General features: G+C 69.2%; 1 protein-coding gene. It reads left to right on the forward strand.

The annotated features are described in order from the left end of the window. A partial coding sequence (locus tag SB719_RS21865; protein ID WP_412159990.1) for a TonB-dependent receptor plug domain-containing protein occupies window positions 1-247 on the forward strand: 247 nt, incomplete at both ends.

The raw sequence follows: 247 nt of genomic DNA on the forward strand, positions 1-247 counted from the left end.
GCCCGCGCTCGCCCAGCAGGCGCCCGCAGACGCCGATGCGACGCCGACCGAACTCGAGACCATCGTCGTCACCGCCGGCAAGACCAACGAATCGGTGCGCGAGATCGCGGGCTCGGTCTCGGCCGTCACCGGCCAGCAGCTCGAGGATCTGGGTGCGCAGTCGCTGGCCGATTACATCCAGCGCACGCCGGGCGTGGTGTTCAACAGCTATCAGCCGGGCGTCTCGCATGTGGTCATGCGCGGCATC

This window comes from Pantoea sp. SIMBA_079 (assembly GCF_046940275.1).
Classification (GTDB): domain Bacteria; phylum Pseudomonadota; class Gammaproteobacteria; order Enterobacterales; family Enterobacteriaceae; genus Pantoea; species Pantoea borealis.